At 72.4% G+C, this 17,476-nt stretch carries 11 protein-coding genes; 10 read left to right on the plus strand and 1 reads right to left on the minus strand.

Features of this window, described 5'->3' with window-relative positions; all coding sequences use genetic code 11:
- The first annotated feature begins 182 nt into the window (after window positions 1-182).
- The 8 genes from QI554_RS21065 (at window position 183) to QI554_RS21100 (ending at window position 12,397) form a co-directional block, all read left to right on the plus strand.
- Window positions 183-1,673: a pyridoxal phosphate-dependent decarboxylase family protein gene (locus QI554_RS21065; protein ID WP_281471715.1), complete on the plus strand. Its 1,491-nt coding sequence runs from the start codon at window positions 183-185 to the stop codon at window positions 1,671-1,673.
- A gap of 188 nt (window positions 1,674-1,861) precedes the next feature.
- Window positions 1,862-3,730 carry an IucA/IucC family protein gene (locus QI554_RS21070; RefSeq protein WP_281471716.1) on the plus strand — a complete coding sequence of 623 codons (1,869 nt, stop codon included), beginning with the start codon at window positions 1,862-1,864 and terminating at the stop codon, window positions 3,728-3,730.
- On the plus strand, window positions 3,727-4,524 hold the full coding sequence (locus QI554_RS21075) for a GNAT family N-acetyltransferase (protein ID WP_281471717.1): 798 nt from the start codon (window positions 3,727-3,729) through the stop codon (window positions 4,522-4,524). The genes QI554_RS21070 and QI554_RS21075 overlap by 4 nt, the downstream gene beginning before the upstream one ends.
- Window positions 4,521-6,116 (plus strand): lysine N(6)-hydroxylase/L-ornithine N(5)-oxygenase family protein, encoded by a 1,596-nt coding sequence (locus QI554_RS21080; protein ID WP_281471718.1) that lies wholly within the window; start codon window positions 4,521-4,523, stop codon window positions 6,114-6,116. The genes QI554_RS21075 and QI554_RS21080 overlap by 4 nt, the downstream gene beginning before the upstream one ends.
- Before the next feature lie 82 nt (window positions 6,117-6,198).
- Window positions 6,199-8,028, plus strand: a complete 1,830-nt coding sequence (locus QI554_RS21085) for an IucA/IucC family protein (RefSeq protein WP_425528017.1) — start codon at window positions 6,199-6,201, stop codon at window positions 8,026-8,028.
- A gap of 50 nt (window positions 8,029-8,078) precedes the next feature.
- Window positions 8,079-8,909, plus strand: coding sequence for a carbon-nitrogen hydrolase family protein (locus tag QI554_RS21090; protein WP_281471719.1), 831 nt, complete (start codon window positions 8,079-8,081; stop codon window positions 8,907-8,909).
- Window positions 8,910-9,118: 209 nt separating this feature from the next.
- A complete protein-coding gene (locus tag QI554_RS21095) occupies window positions 9,119-10,105 on the plus strand; it encodes an SGNH/GDSL hydrolase family protein (RefSeq protein ID WP_281471720.1) in 987 nt (328 codons plus the stop codon).
- A gap of 69 nt (window positions 10,106-10,174) precedes the next feature.
- A complete protein-coding gene (locus QI554_RS21100) occupies window positions 10,175-12,397 on the plus strand; it encodes an ATP-dependent DNA helicase (protein WP_281471721.1) in 2,223 nt (740 codons plus the stop codon).
- A 98-nt stretch (window positions 12,398-12,495) separates the two neighbouring features.
- Here QI554_RS21100 and lexA read toward each other — a convergent pair whose 3' ends face one another.
- Window positions 12,496-13,149 carry a transcriptional repressor LexA gene (lexA, locus tag QI554_RS21105; RefSeq protein ID WP_425528018.1) on the minus strand — a complete coding sequence of 218 codons (654 nt, stop codon included), beginning with the start codon at window positions 13,147-13,149 and terminating at the stop codon, window positions 12,496-12,498.
- A gap of 744 nt (window positions 13,150-13,893) precedes the next feature.
- Here lexA and nrdR point away from each other — a divergent pair.
- Window positions 13,894-14,472: a transcriptional regulator NrdR gene (nrdR, locus tag QI554_RS21110; protein ID WP_281471722.1), complete on the plus strand. Its 579-nt coding sequence runs from the start codon at window positions 13,894-13,896 to the stop codon at window positions 14,470-14,472.
- Window positions 14,473-14,588: 116 nt separating this feature from the next.
- Window positions 14,589-17,432, plus strand: coding sequence for a vitamin B12-dependent ribonucleotide reductase (locus tag QI554_RS21115; protein ID WP_281471723.1), 2,844 nt, complete (start codon window positions 14,589-14,591; stop codon window positions 17,430-17,432).
- Window positions 17,433-17,476 lie beyond the last annotated feature (44 nt).

The following is a 17,476-nucleotide window of genomic DNA, read 5'->3' on the forward strand; positions in this document are numbered from 1 at the left end:
ACGGGGGTCCGCGCCGGGAGTGCGGGTGTCCACGGGGAACGTGTGATCGCCGTACCGGACGCGGTGGCCGCGCCGGTCGCCGTCGTGCGAGGTGTCCAGTGATCGTGTCGGAGCCCGTGCCCTCGCCCCGGGGTCTTCCCGTCCCGGCTTCGGCCGCGGCCCCGGCCCCCGCGCCCGGTGCCGTGCCGCCGCATCCCGCCGCGTCCTATCCCGCGCTGGCCGGCGGCGTCCGGGGGGCCGACGAACTCGGGGCGCTGCTCGGGACGGTCCTCGGCGCGCTCGCCGCCGGGGCGCGCGACCGGGGCGGGCCGCTTCCCGCGGGTGGGCCGACGGCCGTGGACGCCGCGGTGCGGCAGGCGCTCGGCGGGACCGCGCTGCCCGGCCACGGTTCCGGCGAGCGGGAGGCCCTGGCGGCGCTCACGCACGTCCTCGCGTACGGCGCCACCGACCCGGCGGACCCGGCCTGCGCCGGGCACCTGCACTGTCCGCCGTTGGCCGTCGCCGTCGCCGCCGACCTGGTCGCGTCCGCGCTCAACCCGTCGCTCGACTCGTGGGACCAGGCCCCCGCCGCCACCGCGCTGGAGACCGAGGTCGTCGCGGCGCTCGCCGAACTCGTCGGGTTCAACCCGCAGCTGGCGTCCGGCACCATCACGACCGGCGGCACCGAGTCGAACCTGCTCGGCCTGCTGCTCGCCCGCGACCGCACGGGCCCCGGCGTCGGCCGGCACCGCGTGCTGTGCTCGGAGGCCGCGCACTTCTCGGTGCGCCGCGGCGCCGCACTGCTCGGCCTCGGCGACGACGCGGTCGTCCCCGTCGCCACCGGCACCGACCACCGGCTCGACGCGGGCGCGCTGGACGCCGTCTGCCGCCGCGTCAGCGCCGCCAACGACCGGCCCACGGTCATCGTCGCCACCGCCGGAACCACCGACCTGGGCGCCGTCGACCCGCTCGCCGCCTGCGCGGATGTCGCGCGCGAACACGGCGCCTGGTTGCACGTCGACGCCGCGTACGGCGGCGGCGCGCTGTTCTCCGACCGGCTGGCCCCGCTGCTCGTCGGCATCGCGTACGCCGACTCGGTCGGCCTCGACCTGCACAAGCTCGGCTGGCAGCCGGTCGCCGCCGGGGTGTTCCTGGTCCGCGACGCGGCGCTGTTCGCGCCGCTCACCCAGCGCGCCAAGTACCTCAACCCGGCCGACGACGAAGAGGCCGGACTGCCCAGCCTGCTCGGCCACTCGCCGCGCACCACGCGCCGCGCCGACGCGTTCAAGATCGCCGTCACGCTGCGCGCCCTCGGCCGCACCGGGCTCGGCGCCATGGTCGACCGCTGCCACGAACTCGCCCGCTACGCGGGAGAGCGCATCGACCGCGACCCCGGCCCCGGCGCCCTCGAGCTGACCGCCGAACCGGTGCTCACCAGCGTCGTGTTCCGGTACGTGCCGCACCCGCACCCCGCGGAGCCCGCCGGACGCCGCTCGGACCTCGTCAACGCCGAACTGCGCCGCACGCTGCTCGCCGACGGCCGCGCGGTCGTCGGCCGCACCGACATCGGGTCCGGGCCCGGCAGCGTCCGGCTGAAGCTGACGCTGCTCAACCCGCACGCCACGGAACGCGACGTCGACGCCCTCCTGCGCCTCGTCCTGGACGCCGGCCGGGCCGTGGAGCGCGACCTGTGACCGACCGCGACACCCGACGCGCCGCGGCCGTGGGCCGCCCGCCGCACGGAGACTCCGCGGGGCCGCCCGACGCCCCCACGCCCCGTGCGCGCATAGCTGCCTGACGCACCGTCATAAACGCTGATTGTCAGGATTTCCGCGAAACACCGGCTAAATGATCGACTTTGCCGGATTTCGTCAGATCATCAATGGATGCCGGTCCACCCGGACCGATCGAACCTCCCGGAGCAGTGATGACGACCGCAGGTCCCGCCGTGCCTGTCGGAGTCCCGGCGTCCGGCCGCGTACCCGAGCCACGCCCGCGGCCCGCCGACCCGCTCGACGACCCCGACGCCGACCGCGTCGGCGACACCGCCACCACCGAAGCCCTGCTGCGCTGCTGGGTCCGCGAACGCGCCGTGCCCCGCCCCGCCCCCGGCACGCCGCTGCGCCTGGCGCTGCCCGCCACCGGCGTCACCCTCGAAGTCCCCGTCCGCTACTGGTCGCACGCCGGCTGGCACCGCTTCGACCCGCCGCACCTCGCCGACACCACCGGACCCGAACTCGACGCCGTCACCGTCGCCGCGCTGCTGGGCCGCGAAGCCCCCGGCGCCGCCGGCGCGGCCCGCATCGACACCGCCGCCCGCGTCGCCGACTCCGCGCGCCGCGCCGCCGACCACATCCGGCACCGTCGCGCCCACCCCGACGACCCGCCCGGCACCCCGCCGTTCCTCGCCGCCGAACAGGCACTACTGCTCGGCCACCCCCTGCACCCCACCCCCAAGAGCCGCGACGGCCTCACCGCCGCCGAAGCCGCCGCCTACGCCCCCGAACTGCGCGGCAACTTCCCGCTCCACTGGTTCGCCGTCCACCACGACCTCGTCACCCAGGACTGCACCCGCGACACCACCGCCGCCGCACTCCTGGCCGAACTGTCCGACGGACTCGTCGGCCCCACCGACCACGTCCTCCTGCCCGCCCACCCCTGGCAGGCCCGCGACCTCGCGCAACGCCCCGGCATCCGCGCGCTCCTGGACGTCGCCCTGCTGCGCGACCTCGGCCCCTTCGGCCCCGCCTGGCACCCCACCTCGTCCGTCCGCACCGTCTACCGGGCCGGCGCGCCCGTCATGCTCAAACTCTCCCTCGGCCTGCGCATCACCAACTCGCGCCGCGAGAACCTCCGCAAGGAACAACTGCGCGGCCTCGAGGTCGACCGCATGATGCGCGCCGGACTCGCCGCCGAACTCCACGCCGCCCACCCCGGCTTCGACATCCTCCGCGACATCGGCTGGCTCGCCGTCGACGCACCCCGCACCAGCGGCCCCGAACGCGCCGAAAGCGGCCTGGAGATCGTGCTGCGCGACAACCCGTTCGGCGACCGCGACGTCGTGTGCGTCGCCGGCCTCGTCGCCGAACGCCCCGGCCTCGGCCCGTCCCGCCTCGCCACCCTCGTCCACGCCCTCGCCGCCCGCACCGGGCAGACCGTCGCCGACACCGCCGAGGAATGGTTCGCCCGCTACCTCGCCGCCGTCGCCGACCCCGTCCTGTGGCTCGACGCCCACGCCGGCATCGCGCTGGAAGCCCACCAGCAGAACACCCTCGTCGAACTCGACGCCGACGGCTGGCCCGCGGGCGGCCGCTACCGCGACAACCAGGGCTACTACTTCCGCGCCTCCCGCGCCGACGACCTGCGCCGCCGCCTTCTCGGCGCCGGAACCGCGAGCGACACCGTCGTCGACGACCACGTCGCCGACGAACGCCTCGCCTACTACCTCGGCGTCAACAACCTCCTCGGCCTGGTCGGCGCGTTCGGCGCTCAGGGCCTCGCCGACGAGGCCGCGCTGCTCTCCCGCCTGCGCTCCGCCCTCGAACCCCACGCGGCCGCCGTCCCCGCCGCCCGCACCCTCCTTGCCGCCGAACTCCTGCGCTGCAAGGGCAACCTCATGACCCGGCTGCACGGCCTCGACGAACTCGTCGGCCCCGTCGCCGCGCAGTCCGTCTACGTCGACATCCCCAACCCGCTCCACCCGAACCACCACGAACCGCAGCGCGCAACCGGAGGTGCCGTCCCCGCATGACCGCGTCCCCTGTGTCTCCTCTGTCCCCCGCCAACCCCGCCGACGCCATGGTCGACGCCGCCGTCGAAGCCGCCGCGGCCGCCGACGCCGCCGCCAAGGCCGCCGACGACGCCGCCGACACCCTCGACCTCGCCGACGACGACACCCTCCGCCTCACCCACCGCCGACTCCGCCAGGGCCTGTCCGGGCCGCTCACCGAAGCCAACCGCTGGGGCGCCGTCGCCCTCCCGCCCGGCCGCTTCTCGTTCCACGAACTCCACCTCAAGCGCGACCTCCCGATCATCCACGAATGGATGAACGACCCCGAGGTCGCCCGCTGGTGGGAACTCGACGGCGGTGTCGAGGTCACCGCGAACCACCTCGCCGCGCAGAGCAGGCTCACCCACGCCACCGCCTACGTCGGCTGCCTCGACGACCAGCCCGTCAGCTACTGGGAGCTCTACCGCGCCGACCTCGACCCGCTCGCCCGGCACTACGCCGCCCGCCCCCACGACGTCGGCCTCCACGTCCTCATCGGCCCCGCCGCCCACCGCGGCCAGGGCCTCGGCTCGCTGCTGCTCCTCGTCGTCAGCGAGCTCATCCTGCGCGCCGCCCCCGACACCCAGCGCGTCATCGCCGAACCCGACGTCCGCAACGCCGCCTCCATCGCCGCGTTCCGCCGCGCAGGCTTCCGCCGCGGCGTCGACCTCACGCTGCCCGGCAAGACCGCCGCGCTCATGATCCGCGACCGGCACCGCACCAACGACCACGACGCCGCGCACGGCACCGACCCCGCACCGTCGGACAGCCTGTGACCGCACGCGAACTCCCGCACCCGCGCAACGGATCCGCGCCCCCCGACCCCGGAACCCCCGTCCACGACCTCGTCGGCATCGGCATCGGCCCCTTCAACCTGGCCCTCGCCGCCCTCGCCGACCGGGTCGGGGGCCTGCGCACCCTCTTCCTCGAACGCACCCCCGAATTCCGGTGGCACCCCGGCCTCCTCGTCGAAGGCGCCACCCTCCAGGTGCCGTTCCTCGCCGACCTGGTCACCCTCGTCGACCCCACCAGCCCCTGGTCGTTCCTCGCCTACCTGCGTGCCCACGACCGGCTCTTCCCGTTCTACTTCGCCGAACGCTTCCACGTCACGCGCCGCGAATACGACCACTACTGCCGCTGGGTCGCCGACGCCCTGCCGTCCTGCCGCTTCGGCGCCGACGTCACCCGCGCCACCTGGGACCCCGACAACGCCCTGTGGCGCGTCGTCTTCCGCGACACCGCGACCGGCGACACCCACCACGCCGCAGCCCGCCACCTCGTCCTCGGCATCGGCACCGAACCCGTCGTCCCCGCCCCCTTCGCCGACCTCCTCGACAACCCCGGACACCGCGACGTCCTGCACAGCGCCGACTACCTCGACCACCGCGACACCCTCACCGCCGCACCCGACGTCACCGTCATCGGCTCCGGCCAGTCCGGCGCCGAGGTCTTCCTCGACCTCCTGCGCCGCCGCACCTCGCCCCGGCACCGCATCAACTGGCTCACCCGCTCACCCGCGTTCGCGCCCATGGAGTACTCCAAGATCGGCCTGGAGCACTTCACCCCCGACTACACCCGCTACTTCCACGGACTCGCCGAACCCGTCCGCGACCGCCTCGTCCCGCGCCAGGCCCAGCTCTACAAAGCGGTCAGCGCCGACACACTCGCCGCCATCCACGACGAGCTGTACGAACGCGGCGCCGCCGGCGGACGCGTCCGCGCCACCCTCATGCCCGGCGTCTCCGTCACCGCCGCCGCCCGCACCTCCGGCGGACTCGAACTCGGCTGCCACCACTCCCAGCAGGACCGCCGGTTCACCGTCCTCACCGACAAAGTCGTCCTCGCCACCGGCTACGCGCCGCGCCGCCCCGACCTCCTCGAAGCACTCGCCCCCCACATCCGCCGCGACCGCGCCGGCCGCCCCCGCATCGGCCTCGACCACCGCGTCGCCCTCGACCCGCGCATCACCGGCGGCCTCTACGTGCAGAACGCCGAACTGCACACCCACGGCGTCGGCACCCCCGACCTCGGCCTCGGCGCCCACCGCGCCGCCGTCATCCTCAACGCCGTCTGCGCCCGCGCCGTCTACCGGCTGCCCGCCCGCACCGCGTACACCACCTTCGGACTCGCCCCCGACGACGCCGCCCCCGCCGACGGCCGCGACACCGGCCGCGACACCGGTGGCGACACCGAGCAGCCGCACCACCGGCACGCCGCCCGCCCCACCCGCCGCGGCCACGCCCGCACCGCGGCCGCCCCCACCGCCCAGGACCGCGAGCACCCCGCGCCCGCGCACCTGCCGCCCCCCGCCGACCGGGTCCAGGGCCCGCCGGACGAACTGGAGACACCCCGTGTCCCTGCCCACTGAACCCGCGGCCCCCGCCGTCCCGGCGCCGTCCCACGCACGCCACGCGGCCACCCCCGACACCGAGTCCACCGAACTGTTCGAAATGCCCGACCTCGACGAGGCCGGCGCCGCCTTACCGTCCGCCCGCAACGGCACCGACCCGCGCCGCCTCGACCCCGGCTGGGCCCGCGCCGGCCGCGCCATGCTCGCCAAGGCACTCGCCGAGTTCGCGTACGAGGAACTCCTCGTCCCCGTCCACGAACACGGCGACACCTACCGCGTCGACCTCCCCGGCGAGGTCCGCTACCGCTTCCGCGCCCGCCGCGGCGCCTACGACTGCTGGCACGTCGACCCCCCGAGCGTCCGCCGCACCGGCCCCCTCGGCGAGGAACCCGGCGACGACATGCTGCGCTTCCTCCTCGACGCGCACTCCGCCCTCGGCATCACCGGCGACACCGCCGGACACCTCGTCCGCGAACTCACCGCCACCCTCGCCGCCGACGTCGCCATCGCCGCCAACGCGCACCCCGCGTCCGTCCTCGCCGAACTCGACTACGCCGACCTCGAAGGCCACCAGACCGGCCACCCCTGGCTCGTCGCCAACAAGGGCCGGCTCGGCTTCTCCGCCACCGACGCCGCCGCCTACGCGCCCGAGTCCCGCCGCACCCTGCGCCTCCCGTGGATCGCCGTCCACCGCGACCTCGCCGTCTTCCGCGCCGTCGCCGGACTCGACGAACACCGCCTCTACGCCGAAGAACTCGACCCCGCCACCGCACAGCGCTTCCGCGACCGCATCCACACCCGGCTCGGCGAGGACGCCGACCCCGCCGACTACCTGTGGCTGCCCGTCCACCCCTGGCAGTGGGACGAGACCATCGCCACCCTGTTCGCCCCCGACATCGCCGCCGGACGCGTCATCCGCCTCGGCGAAGCCCCCGACCGCTACCTCGCCCAACAGTCCGTCCGCACCTTCCTCGACCTCGACCAGCCCGCCCGGCGCACCGTCAAACTCCCGCTGTCCGTCCTCAACACCATGGTCTGGCGCGGCCTGCCCACCGAACGCACCCTCGCCGCCCCCGCCGTCACCGCATGGGTCCACGCCGTCCGCGACAACGACCCCTTCCTGCGCGACGAGTGCCGCGTCGTCCTGCTCGGCGAAACCGCCTCCGTCACCGTGCGGCACCCCGTCCTCGAAGACCTCCCCGGCGTGCCCTACCAGTACCGGGAACTCCTCGGCGCCATCTGGCGCGAACCCCTCACCCCCCGGCTCGACCCCGGCGAACACGCCCGCACCCTCGCCTCACTCCTGCACGTCGACCCCTACGGCCGACCCTTCGTCGCCGAACTCGTCGACCGCTCCGGACTCGCCCCCCGCGCCTGGCTCCGCGCCCTCTTCCACGCCATGCTGCCGCCGCTCCTGCACTGCCTCTACCGGCACGGCCTGGTCTTCTCCCCGCACGGCGAGAACGCCATCGTCGTCTTCGACGACTGCGACGTCCCCGTCCGCCTCGCCGTCAAGGACTTCGTCGACGACGTCAACATCAGCGACCAGCCGCTCCCCGAACTCGCCGGCCTGCCCGACGACGTCGCCGCCGTCCTCCTGCGCGAACCACCCGCCTACCTGTGCCAGTTCATCCACGCCGGACTCCTCGTCGGGCACTACCGCTACCTCGCCGACCTCGCCGAAATGCACCTCGGCGTCCCCCAGGGCGACTTCTGGGCGATGGTCCGCGACGAGATCCACGCCCACCAGGACCGCTTCCCGGAACTCGCCGACCGCTTCGCGCTCTTCGACCTGCTCACCCCGCGCATCGACCGGCTCTGCCTCAACCGGAACCGGCTGATCCTCGACGGCTACCGCGACCGGCCGGGCCGCCCGCACGTCGCCGCACACGGCTCCGTCCCCAACCCGCTGTACGGCGGTTCTCGATAGGGCCCAGTTGACCATGGTGTGATCCCCGTCACGGATGTCAGAATGCGGCCGTGACGTTGGATCGAGCGCCCCTGCGCGTGGCCGCGGCCCAGGCCCACGCCCTGCCCGGGAACGTGGCGGACAACGTGGCCACCGCCGCCCAGCTCGTGCGGTTCGCCGCGTCCTCAGGGGCCGACGTCGTCGTGCTGCCGGAGCTCTTCCTCTCCGGCTACGACCTCGACCTCATCCGCGGCGAACCGGACCGCTGCGAGATCGTCCCCGGCGACCGCCGGCTCGACGACCTCGCGGCGGCCTGCTACGCCAGCCGCACCGTCGCCGTCGTCGGCGGCTGCGTACGGCGCGGCGGCCGCCGCACGTCCTCCCTCATCGTCGTCGGCCTCGACGGCGAGGCCCAGATCGGCTACGACGCCCAGCACCTGCCGCCCGACGCCCTCGACCTGTTCACCCCGGGCGACTTCGGCTGCTCCGTCGAGATCCGCGGCTGGCGGCTCGGCCTCGGCACCCGGCACGACATCGGCTTCCCCGAACACGTCCGCGCCGCCACCATGGACGGCTGCGACGGCTACCTGTGCGCCGGCCTGTTCACCCGCGGCGACGCCGAGTACCGGCGCGGCCTCTACCTGGCCACCCGCGCGCTCGAGAACACCTGCTACACCGTCCTCGCCAACCACATCGGCGCCACCGGCGACGGACCCGGCTGCGGGCGCAGCGCCGTCTTCGGGCCCGACGGCCGCGTCGTCGCCGAGGCCGACGGAGAACGCGTCGACGTCGTCGTCGCCACCATGCAGGACTTCGAGATCGACGCGGCCCGGGAAAGCCTCACCATGCTCACCGAGCTGCCCTGCCCGGTCACGCGACGGGAACGCGTCAAGCTCGACTGACTCCTGCCGCGCCTTCCGCTGACACGTGACCGACCCGCCGGCGGTGGACGCCGTCGCCCGCGCGACAGCCCAGCTCCAGACTTTCGGACCTGGCGCGCCGCGCCCTCGCCGCTTAGGCTCACCGAGGCGCCGTTACCCGCCGGTAACCGCTGCCTCGGCGCACCTCCCGGTCGCGCCCACACCGCACGGGACGACAAAGGGGACGGCACGTGGGCAAGGCACGACACCTCACAGCAGCCGCGGCCATCGCGGCCGCCGCACTCACGCTCACCGCCTGCTCCTCGGACTCCTCCGGCTCCTCAAACGCCACGACCCCCGCGAAACCCGCCGGCTCGGCCCCCGCCGCCGGCGGAGCCGCCGCACCCGCCGCGGCACAGCCCGCCCCCGCCGCCGGAGCCCGCGGCTCCTACTACGTCGCCCTCGGCGACTCCTACGCCGCCGGCGTCATGATCGGCGAAACCCTCCCCGACAGCCCCAAAGGCTGCCTCCGCACCGCCGCCAACTACGCCCACCAGCTCGCCAAGGCCCTCGCCGTCCCGTCCTTCACCGACGTCACCTGCGGCGGCGCCGTCACCGACGACTTCGCCAAGGCCCAGACCTTCTCCAACAGCGGACCCTCCCCGACCCCCCAGTACGACGCCCTCGGCCCCGACACCAAACTCGTCACCGTCGGCATCGGCGGCAACGACATCGGCTTCAGCCAGATCATCGGCACCTGCGCCTTCAGCTCCGTCAGCAGCAGCTCCAAGACACCCTGCACCGACGTCTTCACCAAAGACGGACAGGACACCCTCAAACAGCGCATCGACACCACCGGCGGCAAGATCGACGCCGTCCTGCGCACCGTCCACGAGAAGTCCCCCGACGCCCGCGTCCTCCTCGTCGGCTACCCCGCGATCCTCCCCGAGACCGGCGCCGGCTGCCCCGACCGGCTCCCCGCCGCCGCAGGCGACCTGCCCTACCTGCGCACCGTCCTGCAGAACCTCAACGGCATGCTCAAGCAGCGCGCCGCCGCCGGAAACGCCACCTACGTCGACACCTACACCCCCGGCATCGGCCACGACGTCTGCCAGGCGGCCGGCACCCGCTGGATCGAAGGGCTCAAGCCCGAACAGCCCGCCGCACCCGTCCACCCCAACGCACTCGGGCAGCAGGGCATGGCCGCGGCCGTCATCGCCACCGCCGAAAAGCGGTAGCGGCAGCCGTACCCGCGAACCGGAGCGCGCGCACCGGAGCGTCCCCGCGCCACCGTAGGCTTACGACCGATGAGTGACATCGCGGAAACCGACGCCCCCGACACGGCCGAACCCGACCTGACCGAGGACGGCGCCGGGCACGACACCGAGCACGACAACGGCCCCCTCGCCGACGCCGAGGACGCGCCCGACACCGTCCCGGCCACCCGCTCCGCACCCGGCGGCCGCCCCGACGTCGGCACCCTCCTCTCGGCCGCCGTCGACGCCGTCGGCGGCACCGAACGCCCCGGCCAGGTCCGCATGGCCGAAGCCGTCGCCGGCGCCGTCGCCCGCCGCGAACACCTCCTCGTCCAGGCCGGCACCGGCACCGGAAAGTCGCTCGCCTACCTCGTCCCCGCACTCGCCGGACGACACCGCGTCGTCGTCGCCACCGCCACCCTCGCCCTGCAACGACAACTCGTCGAACGCGACCTCCCGCGCACCGTCGAGGCCCTGCACCCCCTGCTGCGCCGCCGCCCCACCTTCGCCACCCTCAAGGGCCGCAGCAACTACGTCTGCCTGCACCGCCTCCACGACGGCCCGCCCGACGACGGCGACGTCCTCTTCGAACCCTCACCCACCTCGCAGATCGGCCGCGACATCATCCGCGTCCGCGACTGGGCCGAGGACGAGACCGAGACCGGCGACCGCGACGACCTCAGCCCCGGCGTCAACGACCGCGCCTGGGCCCAGGTCTCCGTCACCTCCACCGAATGCCTCGGCGCCGCCAAATGCCCCTACGGGCAGGAATGCTTCGCCGAACGCGCCCGCGAGATCGCCAAGCAGTCCGACATCATCGTCACCAACCACGCACTGCTCGCGATCGACGCCCTCGAAGGCGCCCCCGTCCTCCCCGAACACGAGGTCCTCGTCGTCGACGAGGCCCACGAACTCTCCGCCCGCGTCACCTCCGTCGCCACCGACGACCTCACCATCGGCGCCGTCGAACGCGCCGCCCGCCGCGCCGCCAAACTCGCCAACGAGAAGGCCGTCGACCAGCTGCGCACCGCCGCCGAGGCGTACGCCAAGACCATGGCCGACCGTGAACCCGCCCGCGTCAACGAACCCGACGCCGACCTCGGCTGGGCGCTCGCCGCACTCCGCGACGCCGCCCGCGGCGTCATCACCTCCCTCGGCGAGGTCCGCGACAAGAGCCTCTCCGACGAGGACGCCGCGCGCCGCCAGGCCATGGCGTCCGTCCAGAACGTCCACGACGCCTGCGAGCGCATCCTCAGCGGATCGCCCTACGACGTGCTGTGGATCGAACGCAACGACCGCGTCGGACCGTCCCTCCGCGTCGCCCCGCTCGCCGTCGCCGGCCTGCTGCGCGAGTCCCTCTTCGGCGACCGCACCGTCGTCCTGACCTCCGCCACCCTCAAGCTCGGCGGAGACTTCACCGGCGTCGCCCGCAACCTCGGCCTCAGCCCCGAAGGACTGCTGCCCGAACCCGGCGAACAACCCGCCGCGCCCCCCGCCGCCAAGACCGCGAAGAAGAAGACCAAAGCCGGGAAGAAGGAGGCCGCCGCCGACGCGGCCGCTGACGACGACGAGACCGGCGGCGCGGACCCCGACACCGACGCCGACCTCGCCCCCTGGCGCTGCCTCGACGTCGGATCCCCCTACGCCTACCCCAAGCAGGGCATCCTCTACGTCGCCAAGCACCTACCGCCGCCCGGCCGCGACGGCATGCACCCCGCGACCCTCGACGAACTCGCCGAACTCATCGAATGCGCGGGCGGCCGCACCCTCGGCCTGTTCTCCTCCCGGCGCGCCGCCGAAGCCGCCACCGAGGCCCTCCGCACCCGCCTCGACCTGAAGATCCTGTGCCAGGGCGACGACTCGCTGCCCGAACTCCTCAAGGAGTTCTCCTCCGACACCTCGTCGTGCCTCTTCGGGACGCTCTCCCTGTGGCAGGGCGTCGACGTGCCCGGACCCGCCTGCCAGCTCGTCGTCATGGACCGCATCCCGTTCCCGCGCCCCGACGACCCGCTCATGAGCGCCCGCGCCCAGGCCGTCCACGAGAGCGGCGGCAACGGCTTCATGGCGGTCGCGGCCACCCACGCGGCACTGCTCATGGCCCAGGGCGCCGGCCGGCTCATCCGCGCCGCGGACGACCGCGGCGTCGTCGCCGTCCTCGACTCCCGCCTCGCCACCGCCCGCTACGGCGGCTTCTTCCGCTCCTCGATGCCCGACTTCTGGTACACCACCGACCGCAACCAGGTCCGCAGGTCCCTCTCGGCGATCAACGTCTGACCAGCCCGGCCGGCGGCCGCGTGCCGGGCACGCGCGAGGGGCCGCCGCCTGCGGACATCAGGTCCGCGGCGTCGGCCCCTCGGCACATACGGCAGCTGTCAGACGCGTCGCATGACCGCGACGACCTTCCCCAGGATCGTCGCGTCGTCACCGGGGATCGGGTCGTACGCCGGGTTGTGCGGCATCAGCCACCGGTGCCCGTCGCGGTTGCGCAGCCGCTTCACCGTCGCCTCGCCGTCGAGCATCGCCGCGACGATGTCGCCGTTCTCCGCGACCGGCTGGCGGCGCACCGCCACGTAGTCGCCGTCCATGATCGCGGCCTCGATCATCGAGTCGCCGCTGACCTTGAGCAGGAACACCTCGCCGTCGCCGACCAGTTGCCGGGGCAGCGGGAAGACGTCCTCGATCGACTGCTCGGCCAGGATCGGACCACCCGCGGCGATCCGGCCCACCACCGGGACATACGACGCGGCGGGCCGCTCGGTGCCGTTCCCGTTGATCGGCGTCGCCGTCGCACCGCCCACCGGGGCGAGCGGGCGCCCGCCGTCGGGGGAGCGCACCTCGTAGGCGCGCGGCCGGTGCGGATCACGGCGCAAATACCCCTTGCGCTCCAGGGCCATGAGCTGGTGCGCGACCGACGAGGTGCTCGACAGGCCGACCGCCTCACCGATCTCGCGCATGCTCGGCGGATAGCCGCGGGCCTCCACCGAGGCACGGATGACCTCGAGGACGCGGCTCTGGCGCGGCGTCAGCCCATTCCCGGTGCGCCGCGGAAGCGTGCGGACCTGGGCCGATTCCGACTGGTCCCCCCCGGGTGCGTCCGTTGCTGCCGCGGTGTTCCGGGCTGGGGTGACCGGGGGCTGGATGCCTCCGGTTGCTTCTCCGGACACGGGTTTCCCCTCTCGACGGATTACTCGCACACGGAGAACGGTAGCCGGGTTCGAAAGGTTGCGCCAAACACACGTTCGAGTGAATTTAGCCCATTCCGCCTACGGAGACTCCTCTAGCGTAGTATTTAATCGTACAGGTATTCGATTGAACATATGTCCACTCTGGCCCTGTGGCTCCGGTGGACTTCTGGGGCGAACGCAGTGACAAAGTCGGATCTGTCCGACATCTCCTGCACCACGCGTCCACCCGGCTGAATTTTCACCTCACACACAGCCCCTGCCCCTGCGGTGACCTGCGCCGATTGCTGGACGTCGCAACACCCTTCCCGAGCGTCAGCGTGTTGGCTTGCAGTGCCTGGGGGCGAGCCCTAGGCTTCCACTACATCTTGTGGTCCGTTCTTCGAACTAACCCACAAGTTGTGGTCGCCGTATATATCACATCCCGAAGCGCACCAAGCGAAACCTCGCCGCACCACGTGCCGGCGAGGCGCCGGGGCGCGGGCGGCGACCCCGCCAGGACGCCCGAGCGCGCCCCTTATAAGGGCGCCCGGAGCGGACGGCAACCGGACGCAACAAGGCAGGCACTCAGGGGAGGACACACCAGTCATGCACTGCCCCTTCTGCCGACGGCCCGACAGCCGCGTCGTCGACAGCCGCACCACGGACGACGGTGCGGCCATCCGCCGCCGCCGCTCCTGCCCCGACTGCGGCCGCCGCTTCACGACCATCGAGTCCGCCTCGCTGACCGTCGTCAAGCGCAGCGGCGTCACCGAGCCGTTCAGCCGCGACAAGATCGTCAACGGCGTCCGCAAGGCATGCCAGGGCCGACCCGTCAGCGAGGACGCCCTCGCCCAGCTCGGCCAGCGCGTCGAGGAAGCCGTCCGCGCCACCGGCTGCGCCGAACTCAGCACGCACGACCTCGGACTCGCCATCCTCGGACCGCTGCGCGAACTGGACGAAGTCGCCTACATGCGCTTCGCGTCCGTCTACCGCGCCTTCGACTCCCTCGAGGACTTCGAAGCCGAGATCGCCCTGCTGCGCACCGAGTCCGCCGGCACCGCCCCCGAGGGCGCCGCCGCGGAAACCTCCCCCGAAACGAGGGGATTGGTTTCCGCCTTGGATGGACAACCACAACAGCTGCACCCACCGAAGCCCGCGCCCGGCGCCGGATCGGGAACGGGCTGACGCACACCGCAGCCCCCATACCGCACGACACACCAGGTGGAACGAACGACGGACCACCCGATCGGGCATGCCGGAATCCCCGTCACGCCCGCGGCGTTGTTCAGGAGGAGATACGTATGACAGAGACGACGAGCGGCTCAGCACGCGGCGCCGGACGGGCGAAGCCCGGCAAGGGCCTGCGCATCGAGCGCGTGTACACGACCCCCGGCACCCACCCGTACGACGAGGTGGTCTGGGAGCGCCGTGACGTCGTCATGACCAACTGGCGCGACGGCTCGATCAACTTCGAGCAGCGTGGCGTCGAGTTCCCCGACTTCTGGTCGGTGAACGCGGTCAACATCGTGACGAGCAAGTACTTCCGCGGCGCGGTCGGCACGGACCAGCGTGAGTGGAGCCTCAAGCAGCTCATCGACCGCGTGGTCAAGACCTACCGCAAGGCCGGCGAGGACTTCGGCTACTTCGGCTCGCCCGCCGACGCCGAGATCTTCGAGCACGAGCTGACGCACGCCCTCCTCCACCAGGTCTTCAGCTTCAACTCGCCGGTGTGGTTCAACGTCGGCACCCTGCAGCCGCAGCAGGTCAGCGCGTGCTTCATCCTGTCCGTCGACGACACGATGGAGTCCATCCTCGACTGGTACAAGGAAGAGGGCCTGATCTTCAAGGGCGGCTCGGGCGCGGGCCTCAACCTCTCGCGCATCCGCTCCAGCAAGGAACTCCTCTCCTCGGGCGGCAACGCCTCCGGCCCGGTCTCCTTCATGCGCGGCGCCGACGCCTCCGCCGGCACCATCAAGTCCGGTGGCGCGACCCGCCGCGCGGCGAAGATGGTCGTCCTCGACGTCGACCACCCCGACATCGAGGACTTCATCGACACCAAGGTGAAGGAAGAGGAGAAGATCCGCGCCCTCCGCGACGCGGGCTTCGACATGGACCTGGGCGGCGACGACATCACGTCCGTCCAGTACCAGAACGCCAACAACTCGGTCCGCGTCTCCGACGAGTTCATGAAGGCCGTCGAAGCCGGCACCGACTTCGGCCTGCGCGCCCGCATGACGGGCGAGGTCATCGAGACCGTCGACGCGAAGAAGCTCTTCCGCAAGATGGCGGAGGCGGCGTGGGCGTGCGCGGACCCGGGGATCCAGTACGACGACACGATCAACCACTGGCACACGTGCCCGGAATCCGGACGAATCACCGCATCTAACCCATGCAGTGAGTACCTACACCTTGACGACACTTCTTGCAACCTCGCATCGCTGAACTTGATGAAGTTTTTGCGTGAGGATGACACGTTCGACGTGGTGAAGTTCGCCAAGGTCGTCGAGCTGGTCATCCTCGCGATGGACATCTCCATCTCGTTCGCGGACTTCCCGACGCAGAAGATCGGCGAGAACACCCGCGCGTTCCGCCAGCTCGGCATCGGCTACGCCAACCTCGGCGCGCTGCTCATGGCGACCGGCCACGCGTACGACAGCGACGGCGGCCGCGCGCTCGCCGGCGCGATCACCTCGCTGATGACCGGAACCGCCTACAAGCGCTCGGCTGAACTCGCAGTGGTGGTGGGGCCGTACGACGGTTACGCCCGCAACGCGGCCGCCCACAAGCGCGTCATGCAGCAGCACGCGGACGCCAACGACGCGGCGAAGAGCGTCGACGCGCTCGACAAGTCCGTGTGGGACGCCGCGACCAAGGCGTGGAAGGACGTTCTCAAGCTCGGCGAGAAGAACGGCTTCCGCAACGCCCAGGCGTCGGTGCTCGCCCCCACCGGCACGATCGGCCTGATGATGGACTGCGACACCACCGGTGTCGAGCCCGACCTCGCGCTGGTCAAGTTCAAGAAGCTCGTCGGCGGCGGCTCGATGCAGATCGTCAACGGCACCGTCACCCGCGCCCTCAACAAGCTCGGCTACCAGGCCGAGCAGGTCGAGGCGATCGTCGAGTACATCGGCGAGCACGGCCACGTCGTCAACGCGCCGGGCCTGAAGACCGAGCACTACGAGGTCTTCGACTGCGCGATGGGTGAGCGGTCTATCGCGCCGATGGGCCACGTCCGGATGATGGCGGCGGCGCAGCCGTTCCTGAGCGGTGCGATCTCCAAGACGGTGAACCTGCCCGAGAACGCCAGCATCGAGGACATCGAGAAGATCTACCTCGAGGGCTGGAAGCTCGGTACAAAAGCGCTCGCGGTCTATCGCGACAACTGCAAAGTCGGCCAGCCGCTCTCGGCGAAGAAGACCGAGGCGACAGTCGAGGAGAAGCCGGTCGCGGTCGAGAAGGTCGTCGAGTACCGGCCCGTCCGCAAGCGTCTCCCGAAGAGCCGCCCGGGGATCAGCACCTCGTTCTCGGTGGGTGGCGCCGAGGGCTACATGACCGCCAACTCGTACCCGGACGACGGTCTGGGCGAGGTGTTCCTCAAGATGTCCAAGCAGGGTTCGACCCTCGCGGGCATGATGGACGCCTTCTCGATCGCGGTGTCGGTCGGCCTGCAGTACGGCGTGCCGCTGGAGACGTACGTCTCGAAGTTCACCAACATGCGCTTCGAGCCGGCCGGTCTGACGGACGACCCGGACGTGCGGATGGCGCAGTCGATCGTCGACTACATCTTCCGTCGCCTGGCGCTCGACCACCTGCCGTTCGAGACGCGTTCGGCGCTCGGCATCCACTCGGCCGAGGAGCGCCAGCGCCACCTCGACACCGGTTCGTACGAGCCGGTCGAGGCGGACGACGAGGACGAGGACGTCGCCACGGAGACGCTGGCCCAGTCGGCCCCGCGCGAGCACAAGCCGAGCACGCCGGAGCTGAAGGTCCTCCCGACGACGGTCCACTCGTCGACCGAGCTGCTCGAGGCCCAGCAGGGCCGCAGCGCGGACGCCCCGCTCTGCTTCTCCTGCGGCATCAAGATGCGCCCGGCCGGCAGCTGCTACGTCTGCGAGGGCTGCGGCTCCACCAGCGGCTGCAGCTGAAACCAGGCGGAATTGCATCGGATAACAGCATCCGAAGTAGCCGA

Origin of the sequence: Yinghuangia seranimata, from assembly GCF_029953285.1 — a bacterium.
GTDB classification, from domain to species: domain Bacteria; phylum Actinomycetota; class Actinomycetes; order Streptomycetales; family Streptomycetaceae; genus Yinghuangia; species Yinghuangia seranimata.

Coding starts and splice junctions, on each gene's coding strand:
- nrdR (WP_281471722.1), top strand. CDS start 13,894: ATGCACTGCCCCTTCTGCCGACGGCCCGACAGCCGCGTCGTCGACAGC.
- QI554_RS21115 (WP_281471723.1), top strand. CDS start 14,589: ATGACAGAGACGACGAGCGGCTCAGCACGCGGCGCCGGACGGGCGAAG.
- QI554_RS21075 (WP_281471717.1), top strand. CDS start 3,727: ATGACCGCGTCCCCTGTGTCTCCTCTGTCCCCCGCCAACCCCGCCGAC.
- QI554_RS21100 (WP_281471721.1), top strand. CDS start 10,175: ATGAGTGACATCGCGGAAACCGACGCCCCCGACACGGCCGAACCCGAC.
- QI554_RS21070 (WP_281471716.1), top strand. CDS start 1,862: ATGGATGCCGGTCCACCCGGACCGATCGAACCTCCCGGAGCAGTGATG.
- QI554_RS21085 (WP_425528017.1), top strand. CDS start 6,199: ATGCCCGACCTCGACGAGGCCGGCGCCGCCTTACCGTCCGCCCGCAAC.